The sequence below is a fragment of the Microbulbifer sp. CnH-101-G genome (assembly GCF_052466775.1).
Map to the genome: position 1 here is coordinate 3722501 of NZ_CP174292.1, position 18180 is coordinate 3740680.

20 protein-coding genes (1 of these 20 running past the window's edge) are annotated in these 18180 nt (G+C 55.7%); 11 read left to right on the forward strand and 9 right to left on the reverse strand.

Going from position 1 to position 18180, the window contains the following annotated elements; genetic code table 11:
* Window positions 1-307 carry the 3' portion of an organic hydroperoxide resistance protein gene (locus ACJJID_RS16455; protein WP_152455649.1) on the forward strand. The gene continues 116 nt to the left of window position 1, outside the view, so 307 of the gene's 423 nt are visible here — the last part of the coding sequence; its start codon lies beyond the left edge, outside the window; the stop codon is at window positions 305-307.
* Between the two features lie 50 nt (window positions 308-357).
* On the opposite strand, the gene hutG is transcribed toward ACJJID_RS16455, so the two are convergent.
* Together hutG and hutI are read right to left on the reverse strand one after the other, a co-directional pair.
* Window positions 358-1320, reverse strand: a complete 963-nt coding sequence (gene hutG / locus ACJJID_RS16460) for a formimidoylglutamase (protein WP_444920412.1) — start codon at window positions 1318-1320, stop codon at window positions 358-360.
* Window positions 1304-2533, reverse strand: a complete 1230-nt coding sequence (hutI, locus tag ACJJID_RS16465; protein ID WP_444920413.1) for an imidazolonepropionase — start codon at window positions 2531-2533, stop codon at window positions 1304-1306. The genes hutG and hutI overlap by 17 nt, the downstream gene beginning before the upstream one ends.
* Before the next feature lie 190 nt (window positions 2534-2723).
* On the opposite strand from hutI, the gene hutC reads away from it, so the two are divergent.
* From hutC to ACJJID_RS16495, 6 genes are all read left to right on the forward strand, one after another.
* Window positions 2724-3434, forward strand: coding sequence for a histidine utilization repressor (gene hutC, locus ACJJID_RS16470; protein ID WP_444920414.1), 711 nt, complete (start codon window positions 2724-2726; stop codon window positions 3432-3434).
* Between the two features lie 88 nt (window positions 3435-3522).
* Window positions 3523-5199, forward strand: coding sequence for a urocanate hydratase (gene hutU / locus ACJJID_RS16475; RefSeq protein ID WP_152455657.1), 1677 nt, complete (start codon window positions 3523-3525; stop codon window positions 5197-5199).
* Between the two features lie 107 nt (window positions 5200-5306).
* The gene (gene hutH / locus ACJJID_RS16480) at window positions 5307-6857 is read left to right on the forward strand and encodes a histidine ammonia-lyase (RefSeq protein ID WP_444920415.1); all 1551 of its coding nucleotides are present in this window, start codon (window positions 5307-5309) and stop codon (window positions 6855-6857) included.
* Between the two features lie 284 nt (window positions 6858-7141).
* Window positions 7142-7480, forward strand: a complete 339-nt coding sequence (locus ACJJID_RS16485; protein WP_152455661.1) for a hypothetical protein — start codon at window positions 7142-7144, stop codon at window positions 7478-7480.
* Window positions 7481-7577: 97 nt separating this feature from the next.
* Window positions 7578-8072 carry a hypothetical protein gene (locus ACJJID_RS16490; RefSeq protein ID WP_444920416.1) on the forward strand — a complete coding sequence of 165 codons (495 nt, stop codon included), beginning with the start codon at window positions 7578-7580 and terminating at the stop codon, window positions 8070-8072.
* A 454-nt stretch (window positions 8073-8526) separates the two neighbouring features.
* Window positions 8527-8703, forward strand: a complete 177-nt coding sequence (locus tag ACJJID_RS16495; RefSeq protein ID WP_226649190.1) for a hypothetical protein — start codon at window positions 8527-8529, stop codon at window positions 8701-8703.
* Between the two features lie 185 nt (window positions 8704-8888).
* Here the strand turns inward: ACJJID_RS16495 and pyk are convergent, their stop codons facing one another.
* Window positions 8889-10325 (reverse strand): pyruvate kinase, encoded by a 1437-nt coding sequence (pyk, locus tag ACJJID_RS16500; protein WP_444922646.1) that lies wholly within the window; start codon window positions 10323-10325, stop codon window positions 8889-8891.
* Window positions 10326-10505: 180 nt separating this feature from the next.
* On the opposite strand from pyk, the gene ACJJID_RS16505 reads away from it, so the two are divergent.
* Together ACJJID_RS16505 and ACJJID_RS16510 are read left to right on the forward strand one after the other, a co-directional pair.
* Complete coding sequence (locus ACJJID_RS16505; protein WP_444920417.1) at window positions 10506-10979, forward strand: META domain-containing protein; 474 nt, start codon at window positions 10506-10508, stop codon at window positions 10977-10979.
* 64 nt (window positions 10980-11043) lie between these two features.
* Complete coding sequence (locus ACJJID_RS16510; RefSeq protein ID WP_444920418.1) at window positions 11044-11541, forward strand: META domain-containing protein; 498 nt, start codon at window positions 11044-11046, stop codon at window positions 11539-11541.
* A 169-nt stretch (window positions 11542-11710) separates the two neighbouring features.
* Here the strand turns inward: ACJJID_RS16510 and smrA are convergent, their stop codons facing one another.
* The 6 genes from smrA to ACJJID_RS16540 form a co-directional block, all read right to left on the reverse strand.
* Window positions 11711-12298 carry a DNA endonuclease SmrA gene (gene smrA, locus ACJJID_RS16515; protein WP_444920419.1) on the reverse strand — a complete coding sequence of 196 codons (588 nt, stop codon included), beginning with the start codon at window positions 12296-12298 and terminating at the stop codon, window positions 11711-11713.
* A gap of 19 nt (window positions 12299-12317) precedes the next feature.
* Window positions 12318-13181: an SDR family oxidoreductase gene (locus ACJJID_RS16520; protein WP_152455671.1), complete on the reverse strand. Its 864-nt coding sequence runs from the start codon at window positions 13179-13181 to the stop codon at window positions 12318-12320.
* On the reverse strand, window positions 13174-13626 hold the full coding sequence (locus ACJJID_RS16525; RefSeq protein ID WP_444920420.1) for an acyl-CoA thioesterase: 453 nt from the start codon (window positions 13624-13626) through the stop codon (window positions 13174-13176). The genes ACJJID_RS16520 and ACJJID_RS16525 overlap by 8 nt, the downstream gene beginning before the upstream one ends.
* 120 nt (window positions 13627-13746) lie before the next feature.
* Window positions 13747-14241: a protein-export chaperone SecB gene (gene secB, locus ACJJID_RS16530; protein WP_152455675.1), complete on the reverse strand. Its 495-nt coding sequence runs from the start codon at window positions 14239-14241 to the stop codon at window positions 13747-13749.
* A gap of 158 nt (window positions 14242-14399) precedes the next feature.
* Complete coding sequence (gene grxC, locus ACJJID_RS16535; protein WP_444920421.1) at window positions 14400-14660, reverse strand: glutaredoxin 3; 261 nt, start codon at window positions 14658-14660, stop codon at window positions 14400-14402.
* 39 nt (window positions 14661-14699) lie between these two features.
* Window positions 14700-15116, reverse strand: coding sequence for a rhodanese-like domain-containing protein (locus ACJJID_RS16540; protein ID WP_253868751.1), 417 nt, complete (start codon window positions 15114-15116; stop codon window positions 14700-14702).
* Between the two features lie 227 nt (window positions 15117-15343).
* Between ACJJID_RS16540 and gpmI the strand changes: the two genes are divergently transcribed.
* Together gpmI and ACJJID_RS16550 are read left to right on the forward strand one after the other, a co-directional pair.
* Window positions 15344-16891, forward strand: a complete 1548-nt coding sequence (gene gpmI / locus ACJJID_RS16545; protein ID WP_444920422.1) for a 2,3-bisphosphoglycerate-independent phosphoglycerate mutase — start codon at window positions 15344-15346, stop codon at window positions 16889-16891.
* Window positions 16891-18018 (forward strand): murein hydrolase activator EnvC family protein, encoded by a 1128-nt coding sequence (locus ACJJID_RS16550; RefSeq protein ID WP_444920423.1) that lies wholly within the window; start codon window positions 16891-16893, stop codon window positions 18016-18018. Before gpmI ends, ACJJID_RS16550 begins: the two co-directional genes overlap by 1 nt.
* Window positions 18019-18180: the final 162 nt, after the last annotated feature.

Consider the following 18180-nt stretch of genomic DNA (forward strand, 5'->3'; position numbering starts at 1 on the left):
TGGCGGAAGTGGCACCAATCCCGAGCAATTATTTGCGGCAGGCTATTCGGCTTGCTTTATCGGTGCGATGAAATTTGTTGCGGACAAGGAAAAGGTCGCCACACCGAACGATACCAGCGTGCGGGCTGAAGTTGGCATAGGGCCCAGCGGGAAGGGCTTTGGCTTGGAGGTGGACCTCTATATTGAGCTACCAGGGATGGATAAGGTGGTGGCAGAAAGAGTGGCATTAAAAGCACACGAAGAGGTCTGCCCCTATTCCAATGCGACTCGCAATAACATTACCGTAAAGTTGCATATTACGGTTTAACCATAAAGAGCTGCCAGTCACTGGCAGCCCTTCTTGCAAACCTCTTACCCCTAGCGCGATACGCGTGCGGCCTTATTGGCCATCTGAAAAGCCAGCCGTGCGGCGGTGCGCGCGCCATGATCCTCAATATCGAAATAGGGGTTAAATTCGGCCATATCCGCCAAGCAAACCTTATTTGAGTCCAAAACGGTATCCAGTAGCTCTTCGAGCAACTCCAGTGCTACCCCACGCCCGGAGGGCGCACTGACCGCGGGCATTACTGCCGCTGGCAATACATCCAAGCAAACGGTGAGATAAACAAAGTCCACCTTATCGATAAAATCCTGGACTTGCTGCTTAACCTTATCCAGGTTCCAGCTACTGATTTCTCGATCGCGAATGACTTCGGCACCCAGCTCATCGGCGCGGTTATAGAGTGCCGGGGTGTTAGCATTATCGGCAGCACCGACACAGAGATAGTTAAAGGGACGGCCATTGATCTGGCACTGTTCCGCAATTTGATAGAAAGGCGTGCCTGAAGATCCTTTAGGCGAGGGTATACGGAGATCCAGGTGAGCATCGAAGTTGATAATACCCAACGTCTTTTCCCGGTGCAGCTCGCGCATCCAACGCGCTATACCCAGATAGCTGCCATACGCAATTTCATGTCCTCCCCCCAGGACCAGGGGAAAGTGACCATTGTCGAGCAACTCATTGATACGCGCACCGAGCAGAGCCTGAGCGGATTCCAGATCCTCGCGGTCAACGCGCACATTGCCGGCATCATAAAGAGGTAAGTCAAAAGTAGCGGGCAGATTGGCCATAGCCAAACGCAGGATTCGCGGCCCTTTCGCGGCACCGATACGCCCTTTATTGCGTCGCACCCCTTCATCCGAGGCAAAACCGAGAATGGCGATCCCGGGAGGGTTATCCAGTTGCAGCGGAGAAATACGCTGGTGCCAGCGCTCTCCGGCGCGACCGTCCTCGCTGTCGGTGCGGCCACTCCATAGGCGCATATCAGCCAGCTGTAACATCTTTGCCTCCCAGGAAAATCTGTGCAGGTTTCAGCGCGCCAAACTCATAAGCCAACTGGTCCGGGGTATCCATTGGCCACAACACCATATCCGCGCGCAACCCAGGGCGCAGCACACCGCGAGAACAACAGAGCCCCAAAGCGCGTGCGGCAGCGCGAGTCACGCCGGCCAACGCCTCAGCCGGGGTCAGGCCAAACAGGTTGCAGCCCATATTCATCATTAACCGCAGTGACCCGATGGGGCAGCTACCGGGATTCAGGTCGGTGGACAAGGCCATGCAAACCCCCGCCTCGCGAAGCTTTTCTACCGGCGGCACCTGGGTCTCGCGCAATGTATAAAAGGCTCCGGGGAGTAGTACTGCCACGGTGCCACTTTCGGCCATGGCCAGCACATCGGCATCGCTGATGTATTCAATATGATCCACGGAGAGGGCGCTGGACTTAGCTGCCATCTCCGTAGCACCGGTGCGCGCCAGCTGTTCAGCGTGCACTTTAACTGGCATATCCAGTTGCTTGGCGGCATCGATCACCCGCTGGCACTGTTCTACGGTAAAACCAATGGTTTCGCAGAACATGTCCACCGCATCGGCCAGTTGCTCGCGCGCAACCGCCGGCAATATCTGCTCGCAAATCAGATCGATATATTCATCGGCACGGCCATCGTATTCCGGCGGCAGGGCATGTGCGGCCAGGCAGCTAGTGACGATTTCCACAGGATTGTGCTGTCCCAGTCGACGCGCTGTGCGCAGCTGTTTCAGCTCCGTATCCAAGTCCAGGCCGTATCCGGATTTAATTTCGACAGTGGTAACCCCCTCAGACATCAGGGCGCGCAGACGCGGCTCCGACAGGCGATACAACTCCTCGGCACTGGCGGCACGAGTGGCGCGTACGGTGGAAATAATGCCACCGCCAGCACGAGCCACTTCTTCGTAGCTCTCGCCCCCCAGGCGGCGGGCAAACTCCCCGGCGCGATGACCGCCGTAGACCAGATGGGTGTGGCAGTCGATCAGGCCCGGGGTCAGCCATTGGCCCTCGCCATCGATCACCTCGTCTGGAGCGCAGTCCGGCAACTCGCGGCGCGGCCCCAGCCATACAATCTTGCCACTGGTTACCGCCACAGCGGCATCCTCTACAGCACCGTAGCCCCCGACAATAGAAGGGTCCATAGTGGCGGCATTCACATTAGTAATCAGTAGGTCACAGCGTTCTGTCATAAGCTTCTAGCGGCGCGCTTTTCCTTCTTTAACCATAGATGCCCAGTCCAATACCGAGCGAGATTTAGGGCAGTCAGGATACAGACCATCGCCCCGGCTTGACAGTCATCTTTAAGACAACCATAGTAGCTATTATTATTTCTTGTATATACAACCATATACAAGCCTAAAAGGCATCTAACTCAAGCCTATGAATACTGCAAGCGAGCCACGCTACGCGGCGATCAAGCGCCATATCCGGCAACAAATCGAGAAAGGAGCCTGGCCGGTGCATTTCCAGGTACCCTCGGAAAATCAGCTGGCACAGGAATTCGGTGTCAGCCGTATGACCGCCAGACGCGCATTGAGTGAATTAACCGATGAGCGGGTGCTGATGCGCGCTCAGGGACTCGGTACTTTTGTGGCCGAACCGGTACCGGCAGGCTCCCTCTTAGAAGTGCGCAATATTGCCGATGAGATTTCCGCACGCGGTCATAGCTACAGCAACCGAATTTTGCTGGCACAGCAGTGTATGGCCAACGCCGAAGTGGCCCGTGCATTGGAAGTACCGGAGCAGGCCAAGGTTTTTCATACCATTATTGTGCACTGCGATAACGGTGTACCCATTCAGTGGGAGGAGCGCTTCACTAACCCGACCCTGGCCCCGGAATATCTACAGCAAGATTTCGCCCACACCACACCCAACGCCTATCTTTCCAGGGTCGCGCCATTGACCGAGGCCGACACCACGGTGGAGGCGATTGCCGCAGAGGCCTCTATTGCCTACGCGCTGGAGATCGCCACCGGCGACGCCTGCCTACAGGTGTGGCGGCGTACCAAGAGTAGCGCCGGCACTGTGAGCTTTGCCCGCTTGGTGCACCCGGGTAACCGCTACCGCCTGGGCGCGCAACTGAGGTTCTAATTTCTGAATGTATCCCCTGCGCCCCAACAATATTTGACTGATAACTACAGGGCGTAAGAATTTTTACCAAATATATTGAGAGGAATTTATGTCCGCTGATAAACGTCACGATCCCAGTCGCAAAATCCGCGCGCCTCGCGGCAGTTCGCTCAATGCCAAGAGCTGGCTGACCGAGGCCCCACTGCGCATGTTGATGAACAACCTGGATGCGGAAGTGGCTGAACGCCCGGAAGACCTGGTGGTTTACGGTGGTATTGGCCGCGCCGCGCGCGACTGGGAGTGTTACGACAAAATTGTCGAGGTACTGAAACGCCTCGAGGACGACGAAACCCTGCTGGTACAGTCTGGAAAACCGGTGGGCGTATTTAAAACCCACGCCGATGCGCCTCGCGTATTAATTGCCAACTCCAACCTGGTACCGCACTGGGCCAACTGGGAACACTTCAACGAGCTGGATAAGAAAGGCTTGGCCATGTACGGCCAGATGACTGCAGGCTCCTGGATTTATATTGGCTCCCAGGGCATCGTACAGGGCACCTATGAGACCTTTGCCGCTGTTGCTCGCAAACACTTTAATGGCGAAGCGAAAGGCAAGTGGATTCTCACCGGTGGCCTCGGCGGCATGGGCGGCGCGCAGCCACTGGCGGCGACCATGGCCGGATTCTGCATGATTGCGGTGGAGTGCGATGAAACGCGCATCGATTTCCGCTTGCGCACCGGCTATGTAGACAAAAAAGCCACCAGCCTCGATGAAGCGCTGCAAATGATTGAAGAGGCCATGGAAAAAGGTGAAGCTATTTCCGTTGGCTTGCTGGGCAACGCAGCAGATATTTTCCCGGAAATTGTGCAGCGCAATATTCTGCCAGATTCCGTTACCGACCAAACCTCAGCACACGATCCTTTAAATGGTTATCTGCCTAAGGGCTGGACCATGGAATACGCCGCAGAAATGCGCAAAAAAGACGAAGCCGCAGTGGTAAAGGCAGCCAAGCAATCTATGGCGATTCAGGTCGAAGCCATGCTGGAGCTACAAAAGCGCGGCGCCGCCACTCTCGATTACGGCAACAATATTCGCCAGATGGCCCTCGAAGAAGGTGTGGAAAATGCCTTCGATTTCCCCGGTTTTGTGCCCGCCTATATTCGCCCGCTGTTCTGTGAAGGTGTCGGCCCTTTCCGCTGGGCGGCCCTTTCCGGCAACCCGGAAGATATCTATAAGACCGATGCCAAAGTTAAAGAACTGATCCCCGATAACCCGCAGCTGCACAACTGGCTCGATATGGCCCGCGAGCGTATTCACTTCCAGGGACTGCCCGCACGTATCTGCTGGGTAGGATTGAAAGATCGTGCGCGTCTGGCATTGGCCTTTAATGAGATGGTTGCCAATGGTGAGTTGGAAGCACCGGTTGTGATCGGCCGCGATCACCTCGACAGCGGCTCTGTAGCCAGCCCCAACCGCGAGACCGAATCCATGATAGACGGCTCCGACGCTGTCTCCGATTGGCCACTACTAAACGCCCTGCTAAACACTGCCTCTGGTGCGACCTGGGTATCCCTGCATCACGGCGGCGGTGTAGGCATGGGCTTCTCCCAACACTCAGGTGTAGTGATTGTCTGCGATGGCACCGAAGCGGCACGCAAGCGCATCGAGCGCGTTCTCTGGAATGACCCAGCCACCGGCGTAATGCGCCACGCCGATGCCGGCTACGAGATCGCAAAAAAATGTGCAAAAGAGCAGGGCCTGGACCTGCCCATGCTAAAAGACTGATTTTTTACCGCAATAAAAATACCGTCGGAAAATTAATGCGCGGCCCTATATTTTTCTGCCGCGCACTGCCGACACCAAAGCTGTAAATTTTTTTGGTGAAATAATTTATGTATCAATTGGAAATCGATCCCGGTCAGCTAAGTCTTGCGCAACTGCGCCGCGTTGCCCGCGAGCCAGTACAACTATCTCTGGCAAAAAGCGCTTATCCGGCCATCGAAGCCTCCGCCCACACCGTTGCCCAGGTAATTACCGAGGGCCGCACGGTTTACGGTATCAATACCGGTTTTGGCTTATTGGCCAACACCCGTATTGAAAAGCACGATCTGGAAAACCTGCAACGCGCTATCGTACTGAGCCACGCCGCTGGTACCGGTAACTTTATGAGTGAAGCTACCGTGCGCCTGTTGATGGTGTTGAAAATCAACTCCCTCGCACGGGGTTTTTCCGGGGTGCGCCCGCAAGTTATTGAAGCTTTAATGCAGCTGGTCAATGCTGGGGTTTACCCTGCAATTCCAGAGAAAGGTTCTGTGGGTGCTTCCGGAGATCTGGCACCGCTGGCTCATATGAGCGTGGTGCTTCTCGGTGAAGGGGAAGTCTTTATAAACGGCGAGCGCAAGTGCACTCATGAAGGCCTCAAAGCCGCGGGGCTAGAGCCCATTACCCTGGCCCCCAAAGAGGGCCTTGCCCTGCTCAACGGCACTCAGGCTTCTACCGCTTTTGCCCTGCTCGGTCTGTTCGCCAGTGAAGACCTGTTCGCCGGTGCCCTGGTTACCGGTGCCATGACGCTGGAAGCTGCCAAGGGATCGCGCCGCCCCTTCGACGATCGCATCCACAACGCTCGTGGCCAACAGGCTCAGCGCGATGTAGCGGCGATTTACCGCGACCTGCTCGGCGAAACCAGCCAGATCGGTGACTCCCACCAATTCTGTGAAAAAGTGCAGGACCCCTACTCGCTGCGCTGCCAACCCCAAGTGATGGGTGCTTGTCTGCAGCAGATGCGTTTCGCTGCCGAAGTACTACTGGCCGAAGCCAATGGTGTTTCCGATAATCCGCTCGTCTTTACCGACGAGGAAAATCCGGAGAACTCCGACATTATTTCCGGCGGTAACTTCCATGCGGAACCAGTGGCTATGGTCGCCGACAACCTGGCACTGGCAATAGCGGAAATCGGCTCCCTGTCCGAACGACGCATGGCGCTGTTGATCGACAATAACCTGTCCGGCCTACCGCCCTTCCTGGTGGAAAACGGCGGGGTGAACTCCGGCTTTATGATCGCCCAAGTTACTTCCGCTGCTTTGGCCAGTGAAAATAAATCCATAGCGCATCCCGCCAGCGTGGACTCCCTGCCCACTTCCGCCAACCAGGAAGACCATGTATCCATGGCCACCTTTGCCGGTCGCCGCCTGCGGGATATGGCCGATAACACCTGCGGCATTCTGGCAGTAGAATTGCTCGCGGCCTGTCAGGGACTGGATTTCCGCGCGCCATTAAAATCTACAGAAAAACTGGAAGCGGCCAAGGAAAAACTGCGCGCGCGTGTCTCCTTCTATGATAAAGACCGCTATTTTGCTCCGGATATTGAAGAAGCTAAACAACTCCTCAGTAGCGGCACCTATCTGGAATCTATTGATCCGACCCTGCTGCCGAGTACCCATTGATTTCCAGAAATTTCTATAAATAGGTTTTTATAGAAGATGAAGTTACAAAAGACCGGGGCAGGATTCCCCGGTCTTTTTTTATCGTTTTTGGTCCGGCAACAACAGCGACCTTAAAGTAGCCAATTGTCCACCGACAGAAATTGCAACGTGGATAACTCCCATCAGTCTCCCGTCACATCCATTAAACCCTGTAGAACAATTTTTTTACTATGTGAGGAAATTCGCGCCAAAAGTGCTAGGCTGAGAATTAGACGTTTTACCCGCCAAAAGGTGTGGAGGTCTAGATGAAACCGCTGTCGCTTCGGCTGCTTCGTCACTCGGGCTATGCGCTGGCCATTGCCGCGGGGTTTTCCCTGTCGGCCTGCAATGGCACAGGATACCCCTGTGGAGGTTATGACTGCTCAGCTAGCTATTACGGATATAGCCCTTATTACAGCAAGTCATATTACAACCTGCGGGGCCGCTACGCCCACTGCCACCCCGATGGGGTCTGCCACAACATGCAGCACTGCAACTTTTATTGGGATGGGAATTTTTACCGCCTGAGACCGCCTGCAGTAGTGAACAGAGGCTACCAGGTTATCGATCCGCCCGACCCGCCCTATCAAGCCAGGCCCTACTAAGACCGGAATTCTGCGTGCGCCCATTTGGCACACATAAAGGGGCTTGGCCCCTGCCGGGCCTCTCCGGGGGGAAATTCCGCTTACCGGAGATTGCACTATGAATAGAGCTGTTAAGGCGGCCTTCATTGCCGTCACGGTATGCACGGCCCTGACCCTGGGTGCTTGTGCAACCGATAGTTACTATAACGGTGGCTACTATGGCGGTTACTATAGAGGGGGGGGAGTAGCCTATACCTCTTCTTTTGTTTACCCCTATGCAACCCCCAACTACTACCCTTCCAGTAATATCTATGTCTCTTACCGTACGCCGGTTTACCAGTATTACCGGGTGACCCCGCGCTATGGGTACTACTATGGTGGCTATGGCGGTGCCTATTCCTATTACCGCGCACCTGGCTTCCGCGGCAATGCCCGCTACCGGGCCAGGTATTATTATCGCGGGCTTCCCTACTACAACCGCTTTAATTCCCCCGGTGCTGCACAAATACGCTATCGCGCCCAACACCGTGGTTATCGCGGGGGCCATCGGGGATATCGCAGCCACCGTGGTTATCATCGCATTCGCGGTGGGCACCATCACAGAAGACGTTAAGGCGTAGCTGCCATTAACTTAACCGTGAAATAGCTGAGAATTCTGATATTTCACAGCGCCCGCGAAATGCCTGTGCAAATTAATAAATACACTGGTATTTCGCGGGTTATTCTGGCGATAACGCTGCGATCATAAAGTTTGTTCTCTCCCAGCCCATCAACTTCATTGAAAAAGTTACTAAAAAAATTCAAACCTGTAATTTTGTAATTAACTGCAGATCACTGATTAATTTTTGCGGTTACGCCTACCGATAACCCACAGAAAATGCACAGGAAAACCCTTGATCACTTATCAAAAGCGGGGGAACCTAGTTTGTTTTCGTAATCTCTGCCTCACTGTCGCCACATTTCACAAAATGACGCCTTATTCCTCATAATGACAGCTATTCCCTCTACTCTGAGATAAGACAAACGAAAACCCCAGCCAACCCGGCTCAATCTGTGAGGTAACCGCAGTGCAAAAACTCCTGCCGACGCTGCTTGCCGTAGCACTGGTAACAGGTATTGCCGGTTGCGCCACAACTGCATCACAGGGAAGTCCAAAGTCGCTATCGCTAAACGGAAAAAAATTTCACTGTGTTGAACAAGAGCTGGAAACCAAAACCCTGGTGCGCTGTGCCCGATCAGGTTAAAAATTCAAGTTGCTGTAAAAACGTGAAAAACTAAATATTTTAAGTTGTCTCGGGTATGGAAAATTATTAAAAGTACACAAGTTTAAATCTACTGAATATCGCACGGGCGTTGCCCTTGCCTTTCGAGAAAAACATCTAGTTTTCAGCTTTATCAGAAATGATTGGCCCGGATACGAAAGAAAATTTTATTCAATCCTGACGACCCGAAGGGTATCGGTCTGACCACCGGTATCTTGTCGATAACCCCGAGAAACCAGCACAAAGTCGCCCGTCTTCAAAAGATTGCGCTGCTTTAAATGACTGATTGCTTTATTGTCCCGCGACGGTCCATCCATACCCGCTACCGCCATCAAAACCGGATCGACTCCGCGATAAAGGGCAACCCGATTGCAAATTCTGCGGTGCCGGCAAAAGGCATAAATCGGGATCACCGCACGCACCCTGGACATCAAAAGGGCGGTATTACCAGTCTCTGTCTGGCAGATGATGGCCTTGATATCCTGACAGTGATTGGCAATGGTGATCGCGGCCATGGCGATACAGGCATCGCCGGCCGGATAATCGCCGCGCAGACTATCCGAGGGTCTCTGTGTAGCGCGGTGCTTTTCCGCTCCAATAATGACCTCGGCCATATGGCGCACTGTCTCAACCGGATAGTCCCCACTGGCGGTTTCCGCCGATAGCATGACCGCATCGGTACCATCCAGCACTGCATTGGCGACATCGCACACCTCCGCCCGTGTGGGTACAGGGCTGGAAATCATCGACTCCATCATCTGGGTTGCGGTGATCACTGTGCGATTCAGGTAGCGAGCAAAGCGGATTAAATGTTTTTGCACCCCCATTAATTCCGCATCGCCAATTTCCACAGCCAGATCGCCGCGTGCCACCATGATCACATCGCTCGCCAAAATCAGATCCTGCAGGTGCTCATCGGTCGAGATCGCCTCTGCCCGCTCAATCTTGGCGACAATCTGGCTGTTGCCCCCTGCCTGCTGCAGAAGCTCCCGTGCCCGGTGAATATCTTGCGCATCGCGGGGAAAAGACACCGCCAGATAATCCAACTGCAGATCGGCAACAACCTGAATATCGCGCAGATCCTTATCCGTTAGTGCGGGCGCGGTGAGGCCGCCCCCGCGCTTGTTAATTCCTTTTCGATTGGAGAGCCAGCCCCCGTCCTGCACCTCAGTGGTAACCACATGGCCATCAATTTTCTTTATAAGCAGGCTGAGGCGCCCATCATCCAGAAGCAGCGTATCCCCCGGGCGACAATCCCCGGCCAGCTCGGCATAGTCTACCGATACCCCGGCGCTGCTGCCCCGCTCCCTGGGCCAAGAGGGGTCCAAAATAAACTCGGCACCAGCGGTGAGCTGCACACCCCCATCGATGAATTTTCCCACGCGGATTTTCGGACCCTGCAGGTCCCCCAGTATGGCGATATGGCAGCCCTGGCGGGCGGCCTCTGCGCGCACCTGTTCGGCGCGGCGGCGATGCTCCTCAATTTCGCCGTGAGAAAAATTCAAGCGCACGATATTCACCCCGGCGGCGATCAACTGATGCAGGGTGTCCCCCTTATCGGTCGAGGGGCCGAGCGTAGCGACTATTTTTGTCCGTCGGATCATGCCGCACCTAGCCTTACTTTGCGCCTGGATAGCGCCTTCTTTCACAGGGGAAGCATAGCTTGTCATGCCTGACATCTCTTAACAGGGGGCAGCGACTAAGCTTTGCGTAGACCGGGTTTCAGGTTATGTCGATAGGCCCGTTCGAGTTTGTAGATGCAAGGGTCAGGGAGTAACTCGCCGATGAGCAGGTTGGTGCAACTGTGGCTAATGGGGGCTCTGCTGGTCATCGGCGGATGCCTATCGAACAGTGTGGAAGAAGCCAGAGTTGTACAGAGCGCGGGAACGGCAAGCTCCGTGTGCAATAAGAAGTGGCAGTTGGTGCGTTTGCGCATTAATGGCGGCGCCGTGTCGATCCATAAGCCCGCAGACTTTACCTTCGTGTGTAACCTCGATGGCAATGTGATGGGGCGCAGTGGCATCAACACTTACCGCGGCGAGCTACAGGTTACCGACAATGGCCTGATGCTGTGGGACAGCTCCAGCTTCGCTTCCACCAAGATGGGCGGTCCAGAGGATCTGCTACAACAGGAGAACACCTACCTGCGCGCCCTTGCTGGAACTCGCCAGGCATTTACTAAGTCCCGCGGGAAGCGTTTAATCCTGCGCGATGCCTCCGGCGATATTTATATCGAATATGTCAGGGCAGGATCTTGAACACCACCACAGACCACTGATAGCTTTTACGATTAAATGTCGCAAAAACAATGAGAACGACATCATGCCGCGATCTCACCTTCGCTTGCAGCTTGTAGTCCCAACCCTATTGAGCCTGTTTTTTTCCGGGTGCATGTCCTTTAATGAGCCGGCCCCCCAACCACTCCGGCAGCCGGCCTGGTCCGCTTGTGAGCACGACTGGATACTGTCGAACCTGCAGGATGGCGAGAACAACTACGAATACACGCTACTGTGGAAAAAGTTCTGGCGCGAACGTCCGTTCTTCACCTGTGATCGGTTCGGCTACGTTCGCGGTAATGGCGGCATCAACCCCTATTTGGGGCGCTTCTCCCTTGAGAACAGCGGAGAACTCTCCTGGCCCAGATCACCGGTCATTTCCAGGGTTGGAAACGGACGCCCCAGTGATGAACTGGAAGCCGATTATCTGAGAGCCCTGCGCAAAACCCGCTTTCTCGAAGTGGTGGGTGACAAGTTGATCCTAAGCAGTAACGACAGAGCCACACGGCTCGAATTTAACCGGGTCGATGAGATTATGCGCTGAGTCGCTGGTATCGCTACCACTGGAACAACCATAAAAAAAGGCGACCCAATGGGTCGCCAATATCACAATCAAGAAGAATCAAAAAGATGAGTCAGATGCGCAATCGCATTGGAAAGCCTCGGCGCGCATCATAGTTCTCACAGATGACAGAAAAATGACATAGCGGACCTCAAAAACGCCGCTGATGCCTCTCCAGATTCTCCTGACGCTTGCGTTCACTCTTGCGTAGTAATAGGTAAGTAGCCCCCATGCCACCGTGCTGTTTCTGCGCACTGTGAAATGCCAATACTTCATGCAACTGCGGCAGCCAGTGATTAATGCAGCTTTTCAAGAGGGCGGGCTGCTTGCGACCCTCACCCTTGCCGTGGGTGATTAGCGCACAGCGCACATCCGCCTCGACACAGTCGCGCACAAACTCCACAACGGCGCTACGCGCCATTTCCACCGAGTGACGATGCAGGTCGAGGCGCGCATCCACCGTGTACTTGCCCAGGCGCAAATTGCGATAGACCCCGTTCTGCACCCCGTCGCGCTTGAACTCGATGGGGTCCCAGGGCGCCACCAGCTCGATATATTCACCGGAAAGGGGGTTCATTTCGCGCTCGCTTAAACGAGTCGCAGCGGCACGACGCTCACGCAAGATACGCTCGGAAGGCTCGCTTTCCTTTCGCAGGGTTACACGGCGCTCCTGCACTAGCGGTTTGACGTCTCCCAGTTCACCGAGAGCGTCTTTAAATAACTTGCTGTCGCTGCTCATGAAATACCCCCCGCCAGCGTCAGTCCAAAAATAAATCCTTGGTCAGATTCCCCGCATTATCGGGGTTATGGGCATAGTCGGTAAAATCTTTTACCCCGCGTTCCACCAGAAGTTCCTCATCGATCAGCTGGCACCCGCTCAGAGCGGCCCCTTTTGTGACCAGTACTTCGTAGGCGGCATCGGCCATAATCGCCGGTTTGCGGCTCTGCTCGAACATCTCGCGATTACCCACCGCAAACTCAATGGCGGCAGTAGCCACCAGAGTGCGCGGCCACAGAGTATTGACGGCGATCCCCGCCTCGCGCAACTCCTCCGCCAATCCCAGGCTTAGGATGGTCATACCAAATTTGGACAGCGCGTAAGGCGCGAAGGGCCCCAACCATTTGGGCTGCAGATTGAGCGGGGGGCACAGGCTGAGGATATGGGCGTTATCCGACTTTTTCAGGTAGGGAATCGCCAGGTGCGCGGTCAAATACACTGCGCGGCTATTGATGTTCAGCATCAGGTCATAGCGCTTAGGCGGGGTGGACTCCACATTAGTCAGATTAATCGCGCCGGCGTTATTGATCACCATATCGATACCGCCGAACTTGTCCGCCGCCTGCGCCATCGCTTCTTCGACCCGCTGCTCATCGCGCACATCCACCTGCAGGGCCAGGGCCTTGCCGCCGGCACTCTCTACTTCCTGTGCCACAGAAAAGATGGTGCCGGGTAACTTCGGGTGGGGCTCTGCGGACTTGGCGGCGATCACAATATTAGCGCCGTCCGCCGCGCATTTGAGCGCTATGGCGCGGCCAATGCCGCGGCTGGCGCCGGTGATAAAGATGGTCTTGTCCTTAAGCGCCCCTGTGTTTTCTGTCAGGGTTACAAACTCTTCACTCATTGTTTTCAGCCTCCGGGGCAGTCACTGCCGGACTGTAGATTTCCTTGAAGATCGCCGGCATGCGCCTCGGTCTACCACTGGAAAGCTCGATGCATACCAACCGCCACTGGGCCCGCAATACCAATGCTCCATCGGCGGCGCGAAAGACTTGAAAGTGGCGGGTCATATTCAGGCGCCCGTCCACCTCTGTGAGCCAGGTACCGAATACCAGTTCATCCCCCTCTTTCGCCGCCAGTATATAGTCATACTGCCCGTGACGAATGGCCATTCCCCGATCGAGATCCTGGTAATTTATGACATCCAGGCCCAGTGCGGCACTGTGGGCCCAGGCAGCAGCTTCGCACCAGCGCACATACTCGGCGTTATTGGCGTGGTGTAAACCATCCACATGCTCAATCCCCACCTTTACCTTGTGGATAAAAGGATTGGGTAAATCCCATTGCATAGTCAGCCCCCGGCTAAGTCTCGAAACCATCGGATTTTATTTCTACTGAGCCCCCAAGGTGCACAAATAACAGATATAAAAAAAGGCCCCTGATGGGACCTTTTTCACAAGCTGGCGGGATTATGCGTCCGCTTTAGCCTGGGCGCCTTCGGCTTGCTGCTGCGCCTGATTCAGGGCTTGAGCAAACAGGGCGTCGAAGTTGACCGGCGGCAGCATCAAAGCCGGGAAGGAACCTTTAACAACGGCATTGTCGATCACTTCGCGAGCATAGGGGAACAGAATCTGTGGGCAGGCAGTATTCAAAGCCTGGGCCAGCTGCTGACCTTCCAGACCCTTGATACCGAACAGGCCGGCCTGCTTCACTTCCACCAGGAAAGCGGTGTCTTCTTCCAGCTTCACGGTGATGGTGAGCGTCAGCGCCACTTCGTACAGGTCTTCGTCAACCTTGGCGGTCTTGGTGTTCAGCTCCTGGTTTACTTGGGGCTTCCACTGTTTTTTGAAAACCTCGACACCCATGGGGGTCTCGAAGGAGAGGTCCTTCAGGTAGATGCGCTGCATCGCGAATTGTACTTGTGGAGCCTCTGCGTTTGCCGCGCCGTTTAATTCTTCAGCCATGTTACTGCCTGTTTTTATAAAAAGTTTATTGATGCCTTCCGTGAGAAAGACTCCTTGTATGAGCCTTCAGATGGGGGCCTGCAAATACCGTTTCAAGGCCCGGACCGGATTAATAGCAAATATCCAAAGCCGCGTGAGGCACGCGGCGTCAACCTTTATCAGCCAGCCGCTTTCAGCAATTTATCGAGCTTGCCCGCACGCTCATGGGCCATCAGCTCATCACAGCCACCTACGTGGTACTCACCCACCCAGATCTGTGGCACCGTGCGTCGACCGGCTTTTTCCGCCATCTGCGCACGCAGTTCAGGATCGTTATCCACCGCGATCTCGCGATATTCCACACCCTTGTTATCGAGCAGCAACTTAGCGCGAATACAAAAGGGGCAAAAGCGCGTGGTATAGATGACTACTTCCTGCATTACAAAACTCCGCCTGAGGCCGTCAATTAAAAGGTTTAGCTAGCCCTTGCCCTTTACTAGAGGCAGGTTCTGGTTGCTCCACTCACTCATACCGCCCTGCAGGCGGCGCACCTGGAAGCCCTTCTGCTTGAGCAGGCGACCCGCAGGCCCAGCGTGCTGCCCCATTTTATCGGCGACAATCACCACCTTATCTTTGAAAGGTTCCAGCTCGGCGATGCGCTCGGCCACTTCCCCGTGGGGAATATGCAAAGCATCGACGATATGCCCAGCGGTAAACTCGCTGCGGTCGCGCACATCCAATACCTTGGCCCCATCGCTGTTGATCAGCCGGGTCACTTCGTGCAGGGAAACCGGCACACCCGCCTTGTAGCGCTCGCTCAGAACCAGCGCATAAAGCAGTGCCACGAGCAGGCCGACCAGCAGCCACTGCTCACTCAAAAAGACGAAAAAATCCACTCCGCCCCCAAAATCCATAGTGGTTATCGTTACGACGCAGTTGCGCCAAAGCTGGCGGGAGTATACACGATTGTGGCGAATTTCTAACCAGCAAAATCATACCCCGGCGGTACCCTTAAAGACGCTAATGGACCCATCCAACGCTATTCGACATGGTTAAACGATGGCCGAACGGGTTAAAATCCGCGTCCGCAACCCAAACCACCCGATAGAGGAAACCCGTCGCTATGGCCGCTTCGCAAGCCCCGCACAAACGCCCCTTGGTCCTGCTGATTCTGGACGGCTTCGGCCACAGCGACAATGCCGAGTACAACGCGATTCGCGCCGCAAAGTCTCCGGTGTGGGACAACATCTGGGCAACCCGCCCCAAGACCCTGATCCAGACCTCCGGCATGGCGGTGGGCCTACCCGAAGGGCAGATGGGCAACTCCGAGGTGGGACACATGACCCTGGGAGCCGGGCGCGTGGTTTACCAGAATTTCACCCGTATCAATAAGGCTATTAAAGACGGCGATTTCTTCCGCAATCCCGCCTACACCGCTGCTGTGGATAAGGCCATCACCAAGAACGGTGCGGTTCATATTATGGGACTGCTGTCCGAGGGCGGAGTACACAGCCACGAAGATCATATCGTCGCCATGGTGACCCTGGCGGCACAGCGCGGAGCCCGCGCCATCTACGTACACGCCTTCCTTGATGGCCGTGACACACCCCCGCGCAGTGCCGAGCCCTCTATCGCGCGCCTGATGCAGGTCTGCGATTCCGTCGGCAATGCCCATATGGCCACTTTGGCTGGCCGCTACTTCGCTATGGACCGCGACCAACGCTGGGATCGCACTGAATCTGTCTACGATATGCTGACCCTCGGTACCGCAGAACACAAAGCCACTGACGCCCTGGCGGGATTGGCTGCCGCCTACGAGCGCGGAGAAAACGACGAATTTGTCGCGCCGACAGTAATCGGCGAACCCGCTCCCATCAAAGATGGCGATGCACTGATCTTTATGAACTTCCGCCCGGATCGCGCGCGCCAGCTGACCCGCGCCTTTACCGAAGCGGACTTCAGCGGCTTCGAGCGCAAAGCCCAGCCCAAGCTGGCAGACTTTGTCATGACTACCGAATACGCCGCCGATATCCACGCCAGCTGCGCCTTCCCCCCGGAAAACCTGGTGAATTCCCTCGGTGAATACCTGTCTGCCCAGGGTAAGACCCAGCTGCGCATCGCCGAAACCGAAAAATATGCCCACGTGACTTTCTTCTTCAGCGGCGGCCGCGAAGAGCCCTATCAAGGGGAAACCCGCGAGCTAATCAAATCCCCAGACGTAGCCACCTACGACCTGCAACCGGAAATGAACGCGCCGGAAGTGACCGACAAGCTGGTCGCGGCGATTAATAGCGGCGAGTACGACGCGATTATTTGTAACTACGCCAACGGCGACATGGTCGGCCACACCGGTGTCTTCGAAGCCGCGGTAAAAGCCGTGGAAGCCCTGGACCAGTGTGTAGAGCGCGTCGTGGACGCAGCCCTGGCTGCCGGTGGCGAAGTGCTGATCACCGCCGACCACGGCAATGTGGAGGAGATGTTCGATACCAGTTCCGGCCAGGTCAGCACACAACACTCCACCCTGCCGGTACCTTTTGTATACATCGGCGAGCGCAATGTGCAAATGTGTGACGGAGGCAGTCTGGCGGATGTGGCGCCAACCATGTTAGCGTTGATGGATCTGCCACAGCCGGCGGAAATGACCGGCCACAGCTTGGTAAAAATGGACTGATGAAAACTCTCGTACTCTTCCTGATCGCCCTGCTGTCACTGCCCGCCTGGAGTCAGGCGGAAGCGGACCAGCAGGCGCGCCTCACAGAAATCAAGCAACGTATTGAATCCCTACAACAGGAACTCAATCAGGTGCGTGGCCAGCGCGACCAGCTGCTCAAGGATCTGGAAGAGAACGAGAAAGACATCTCCGGGCTGCACCGACGCATAGACCAGATCAGACGGGATATGCGCAGCCGCACGGATAAACTGCGAGAACTGCAAGAGGAGCAGAATCAGCTGCAAGAGGCGCGACGAAGTATGCAGCGGCGGGTCGAACAGGAGATCGCCGCCGCTTACCGACTGGGCCGACAAGAACAGATCAAGCTCCTTCTCAACCAACAAAATCCACAGAACATCGCCCGCCAACTTCGCTACCACGATTACTTCCTCCAAAAACGCAGCCGCGTTATCGACAACTACCTGCAAACCCTCGCCTCGCTGGAAACGGTTTCCACCTCGATCGAGCGCGAGCGCAACAGTCTGCAGGCGGAGCGGGCCCAGCTGCAGGAGCGCCAGGACAAACTGCGCAGCGCGCAGCAGGTGCGCAAACGCACCCTGGAGAAACTGGCAGCGCGGCTCGCCAATGGCGGTGGCGAACTCAAGCAGCTGCAGGGTGACCGCAAACGCCTGCAGACTTTGATTGATGAGGTGGGCCGGGCTATTGCCACACTGGTCAACCCGGACCAACACAAGCCCTTCGCGAAGCAGCGGGGCAGATTGCAGTGGCCAGTTCAGGGCCGCCGCGCCAATGCCTATGGGCAGCGCCGCGCCAATGGGATTACCTGGAAGGGAGTGACTATCCGCGCCAACGAGGGAGAGCCCGTGCGCGCGATACACCGCGGGCGCGTCGTTTTTTCCGATTACCTGCGCGGTCACGGCATGCTGGTGATTCTCGATCACGGCGACGGATATATGAGCCTCTACGCCCACAACCAATCCCTCACCCGCGATATTGGCGAATGGGTGGAGAGCGGCGATACCATCGCGCGGGTCGGCAACAGCGGTGGCATCGCGCACAGCGGCCTCTATTTTGAAATACGCCATCGCGGCCAAGCCCAGGATCCCACCGCCTGGTGTCGTGGCTGACCGAACCCCGCCTTTTCCAACTGCTTTTTACCGGTTTTTCTATTCTGGCGCCGTACCCGTGCGCCAGTACTCAGAGCCGCTGTAAGGGAGTTCGGCTTTTCGCGACTAAGCTTCTGGCACAGTAGAATTTGGCGGCGCATTAGAATCCCTGCCAATCTCTGC